The following is a 6,098-nucleotide window of genomic DNA, read 5'->3' as shown; positions in this document are numbered from 1 at the left end:
GGGCATTATCGTGAACGGCGGGGGCTTTATTAACACGAGCCGGGCGACGCTAACGACCGGACAACCGTACTATGGCGCAGACGGCTCACTAGCCGGCTTCAATGTGTCGCGTGGGCTGGTGACTGTGCATGGTGCAAAGTTTAATGCGTTGAACATCGATCAAGTCGACCTGATCGCGCGCGCGGTGCAGGTGAACACCGAAATTTACGCCAAAAACTTGAACGTGGTGACCGGCGCGAACCAAGTGCCTTACGACACGCTAGTGGCCACGACCATTCAAGGCGACGGGCCGGCGCCAAGCGTATCGATTGACGTTGGCCAACTCGGCGGTATGTACGCCGATCGGATTGTGATGGTTGGCACCGAACACGGTGTGGGAGTGCACAGCGCGGGTACGATTAGCGCGCAGGCCGGTGATTTGACGCTGACGAGCGAAGGCCGCCTGGTGTTGACGGGCAAGACGCAGGCGAGCGGCAATATCGGGCTGTCGGCCGCTGGCGGGATCGACAATCGCGGTACGATCGATAGTCGACAGTACCTGTCTGTGAATACGGGCGCCGACCTCGTCCACAGCGGAATGTTGACGGCCCAGAAGGATGTCACGGTGAACGCCGGCAGCGTCCATTCGACTGGTACGCTCGGCGCGGGCGTGAATGGCGACGGCTCAATGGGCCAATCCGGCGACCTGCAAGTGACGGCGACGGGGCTGTTGAGCGTGACCGGCAAGCACGGCGCAGGCAGCAACGTGCCCCTAACGAGCAGTGACGTGCCTCTGACGGGTAGCGACGTGTCCCTGGCGGGCAACAACGTGTCCCTGACGGGCAGCAACGTGAATCTTGCCGGTAGCCTTACCATCGCAAATGGCGGCCTGACGTTGAACGCCAACGCGGGCGACTTAGATCTATCGGCCGCGACAGCGAGCGTGCAAGGCGGGATCAAGGCGACCGCATCGGGCGCATTAATTAACGATCACGGCAAGCTGTCGAGTGACGCGGACATGACGCTGATGGGCGGCAGCGTGTCGAACCAAAGCGGCAAAGTCTCGGCGCAAGGTCCGCTATTAGTAAAGACAGGCGGACAAGTTGCCAATCAGAGCGGCGAGCTGCTGTCGCAAAGTACGGTCGAGGTGCACGGCGGTGCAATCTTGAACCAGCAAGGCATCATCGAGAGCGCCAGCCACATGACTATTGACGGCGCATCGCTGGACAATTCTGGCGGTCGGGTGACGTCGCTCAACCGCGACAGCCTATCCGTCACGACGAGCGGCCAGTTGACGAACACAGCGGGCACGGCGGCGAACGGCGAGCAAGGCGGTGTGATTAGTGGCAACGGCGACGTGACGGTGCAAGGAGGAATTGTCGCTAATCACGGCACGATGTCGACCACGGCGAATCTGCGCGTGATCGGACAGCAGTTTGTTGACAATGGCAACGGACTGCTGAAGGCCGCTCAGAACGTCACGGTCGATGCGGGTTCGCGTCTTTATAATGCCGGCGGCACGATCGTAGGGCAAGCGGCCACATTGAACGGAACGACGCTGGACAATCGTTCCGGGACCGTACAGGCAGATCGGTTGTCGTTGAACGGGACCGACTTGCTCAATCGCGGCGGCTCCATAACGCAGACCGGAACCGATCCGATCGCCGTCAACGTTAGCGGCACGCTCGACAACTCGAACGACGGCACGCTCAAGACCAACAGCACGAATCTGAAACTTGCCCCCGCGGCGTTGATTAATAACGGCGGTACGCTTTATCACGCAGGCAACGGCATGCTCACGCTCGGCAATGGCACAGGCTCGATTTCGAACGTCAGTGGTAAGATCGACAGCAACGGCCAGATCGTCGTCCAAACGAACACCTTCAACAATACGTCGGGATCCCTGGTCGGCCAAACCGGACTCACCGCGACGCTCGGCGGCACGTTGACGAACGACAACGGCATATTGAAGGCAAGCGCGGGGGCGGCGATCCTTCATAGCACCACGCTGTCGAATCACGGTGGTTCGATCGGCGCACCCCATTTAAGCCTGACGGTCGATTCAACGCTGGATAACGACGAAGGGACGATCGAAGCCAACCAGCTTGCATTGAAGGCGGCGGACCTTACGAACCGCGGCGGCAAAATCACGCAATGGCAAGCGTTGCCGATGACCGTTGAGGTAAGTGGCAAGATCGACAACTCGAACGACGGCACGCTCAAGACCAACAGCCATGAGCTAACGCTCGCTCCCGCTGAGCTGATCAATTCAGGGGGCACGATTACGCATGCCGGCACAGGGACGCTGACGGTGGCGCCAAGTCACAGCGCAGGCCGGCTGAACAACACATCGGGCCGGATCGAAAGCACGGGCCAGGTGCTTATTGAAGCCGGCGACCTAAGCAACGTACAAGGGGTCGTGTCGGCCCAGCGCGGCATCATTGCTACGATCAAGGGCGATGTCAATAATACGCAAGGACTGCTGCGCTCGGACATGTCCCTGTCATTGACGAATGAAGGCGCGCTCGTGAACCAGGCCGGCCATATTCAGGCGGGCCAACCGACGCCCGGCGATACGAGTACGCTCGAGATTCAATCCGCGTCGATCGACAATACTGACGGTTCGATCAACGATCTCGGCACGGGCAACATGACTGTGCAAGGTACAAACCAAATCGTCAACAGTCATGCGGGCGGTGTTGCCGGCATGGGCAAGATTACGGGCAACGGCGATGTGACGGTAAGTGCGGCGTCGATTGTCAACGCGCAAGGTGGCCAACTGAGCGGCGCGACGCTCCACGTTCAAGGGGCCACGCTGGACAATCGTGGCGGCAAAATCGGCAATCTCGCCAACTCTAACGGCGACGTGGACGTGACAATGACTGGCGCAGTGACGAACACGGATGGCTTGATTAGCTCGACGCGCAACCTGACGGTAGCGGCGGCCACGCTGCAAGGCGGCGGCACATACGGCGCGGCCAACGATGCAACGTTGCATCTGCAAGGCGATTACACGATAGCTTCCGACACGCAGTTCAAGGTCGGTCACGGCTTGACCTTCACGTTGCCGGGCACGTTCACGAACCACGCGAACCTGCAATGGGTCCCTAATCTGAGCGTCAATGCAGGCAATATCGTCAACTCTGGTTCGATCTCGGCGGTTAATTGGCTCCGTACGCATTCGGGCCATCTGACCAATACCGGAACGCTGGTTGGCGGCAGTGCGACGATTCAGGCGCACGGTACGGTGTCCAATCTGGGGCCGACGGCGCTGATGGGCGCCTCGGATAGCCAAGGCCTGCTGGAAATTCTCGCGCGCGACATCGAGAACCGCGACGACACGACGGCCATTGACACGATGGCACAAACGGGAATCGTCGGCATGGGCAAGGTCGTGTTGGCCGGGGGCAAGGATGCCAATGGTCACTACACGAGAGCTGCACTGATCAACAACCAGTCCGCGCGGATCGAGTCCGGTGGCCCAATGCAGTTGCATGCCGACAGGGTCTTGAACACGCGCCGCGTGATGAGGACCTCGGGCTTCACCGAAAACGTTGACCCGGCCTTGCTAGCGCGACACAACATCAGCATGCAAGGCTGCACTGCGATTTATATGGAGGCCTGCTACGGTCACAATGTCCCTTGGCCCCCCATGCCCAGGCCGGACATGACGCACATGATTGGCGGCGCATTCATCGAGCCGCCGCAAGGCGGTCAGTGGAACAGCGGATATCAGTACACGACCTACGAGGGCAAGGCGGTCGCAAACACTGTGACGGACATCAGCCCAGCCGGACAAATCATTTCGGGTGGAGCCCTCGACGCGTCGGCAGTCGGCCTGCTGCAAAACTATTGGAGCAATGTGGCGGCAGCCGGCGATATCCAGCAACCCACTCACCTGGACATGGATGGTTGGGCCGCCACCGGCCAGCAGGCGCCGATGGTCAGAGTGAGGTACTCGGGGCAGTATCATTACAACAACTACGACAACAGTGAACACAACTGGCAGTTGCCGTTTGGCGATGCGCCGTTCGTCACTGGCCGTCCGGGAGGCTATACGCAAGCGGCACCTGCCGACATCAAAGATTACAGGCTGCCGGGTTACGACGCGACCTGGGGGGCCAACGGCACGATTTCCGGCACGGGCGTGAGCATCAACAACCCGACGAGCAACCCATCGATTCCGTCGCTCGGCCTGCCCCCCGGCCAGTCGGTGTCAGGGCCGGAGATCAGCTCGCTCAACGGCAATGTGAGCGGGACGGAATTGCCGGGGATGCCAGTACGGGGCAGCGTATCGACGATCGTCGATCCAATCATCGCGAGTGCCACGGCGCTAAACGTGCTGAACAACTTGACGATTCCGCAAGGCGGGTTGTTCAGACCGAATCCCGCACCAAACCCAAGCTATGTGATCGAGACGAACCCCGCGTTCACGAACCACAAGCATTTCATTTCGAGCGATTACTTCTTCAAGCAGATCGGCGTCGATCTGACGCCCCTCGCGAAACGTCTCGGCGATGGGTTCTACGAACAGCAACTGGTGCGCAATCAGGTTACGGCGCTCACGGGCAAGGCGGTGCTCGGTCCGCACACGAATGTGCAGTCAATGTACCAATCCCTGATGGCCGCCGGTGCCGAGTTGTCCAAGTCGCTTGATTTGCCGATTGGCGTGAGCTTGTCAGCCGAACAGGTGTCGAAGCTGACGGGCAACGTGGTGATGATGGAGACGCGCGTGGTCGACGGTCAGTCGGTTTTAGTGCCGGTCGTGTATCTGGCGAAGGCTAGCCAGCAAAACATGGACGGCCCGCTGATTACCGCGACAAATATCGATCTGCAAAATGTGCAGTCGTTCACGAACAGCGGCACCGTCAAGGCAGAGCATACGCTCGCCATTCAGGGCAAGCAAATCGACAACGCGTTTGGCGTGCTGCAAAGCGGCGACTTGATGTCGCTCACGACCGAGGGCAAGATCGACCTGACGTCGGCCAACGTGAAGGCCGGCAGCCTGCAACTGGATGCGGGGAAAGATCTGGTTCTTGATACCGCGACGAAGACGACGCACCAGGTGAGCCGTGACGGCGCGACGCGTGTCACGACGAGGCTGGGACCGACCGCGAAATTGGAGGTGGCGGGTGACGCGAGCATCGTGACTGGTGGGGACGTCCAGCAGCATGCGGGCAATCTTGTGGTTGGCGGCGATCTCAGTACCGACATCGGCGGTCACTGGACGCTCGGCGCGCAGCAGATCGGCGAGCACAAAATCGTACAGCGTGCGAATGGTGTATCGAACACGGACATCAATCGTATTGTCGGCAGCTCACTCAAGGTCGGCGGTATGTCCAATATCAACGTTGGCGGCGACCTCACGGCGAAGGGTGCGCAGATCGACCTCGGGCAAGGCGGCAACCTTGTCGCCAAGGGGGACGTGTCACTCGGCTCGGCGAGCGCGACAACGACCACGAACAGTAACAGTTCGGGCAGCGACAGTCATGGCAGCTATGCGGAGACGCTGCATACGTTGAATCAGACACTCACGGGTACGACACTCAAGGGCGGCAATACCGTCAATATCGTGTCGGGTCAGGACATCACGGTCAGCGGCAGTGCGATCAGTCTGGACAAGGGCCGTGCGAACCTGCTGGCGGCCGCAGACGTGAACGTGGGCGCGGTGACTAAAACGCACGTGTTGAATTCGCACGAGACGCATAGCCACAGCAATGTCGTGAGCGGATCCCAGGCCGCGAGCGGTATTGATCGGACGGCGGTCTACAGTCAAGGCAGCACGATTTCAGCCGACGGCGTGACGGTGGCAAGTGGCCGGGACATCAATATCACGGGCAGCCATGTGGTCGGCACGAATGATGTGAAGTTGCAGGCGGGCCGCGATGTCAACATGACGACCTCGCAGGACAGGGTACAGTCGTCGACCTACTACGACAAGAAGGAATCGGGCCTGCTATCCGGAGACGGACTGGCCGTGACGATTGGCTCGCGCGCGCAATCGGACCAGGCGCAATCCTCGTCGCTCACGCATCACGGCAGCGTGGTCGGTTCGGTCAAGGACAGCGTGACGATCGAGGCGGGCAACGAGTTGCACGTGAAAGGCAGCGACCTCATCG

General features: G+C 60.3%; 1 protein-coding gene. It reads left to right on the top strand.

What is annotated here, in order from left to right; translation table 11 throughout:
* Positions 1–6,098, top strand: a 6,098-nt coding sequence (locus tag KQH55_RS15850) for a hemagglutinin repeat-containing protein (RefSeq protein ID WP_235091641.1), incomplete at both ends; no start/stop codon positions are given.

This window comes from Mycetohabitans sp. B3, from assembly GCF_021498065.1.
Taxonomy (GTDB): domain Bacteria; phylum Pseudomonadota; class Gammaproteobacteria; order Burkholderiales; family Burkholderiaceae; genus Mycetohabitans.
This window is presented reverse-complemented; position numbering and strand designations above follow the sequence as displayed.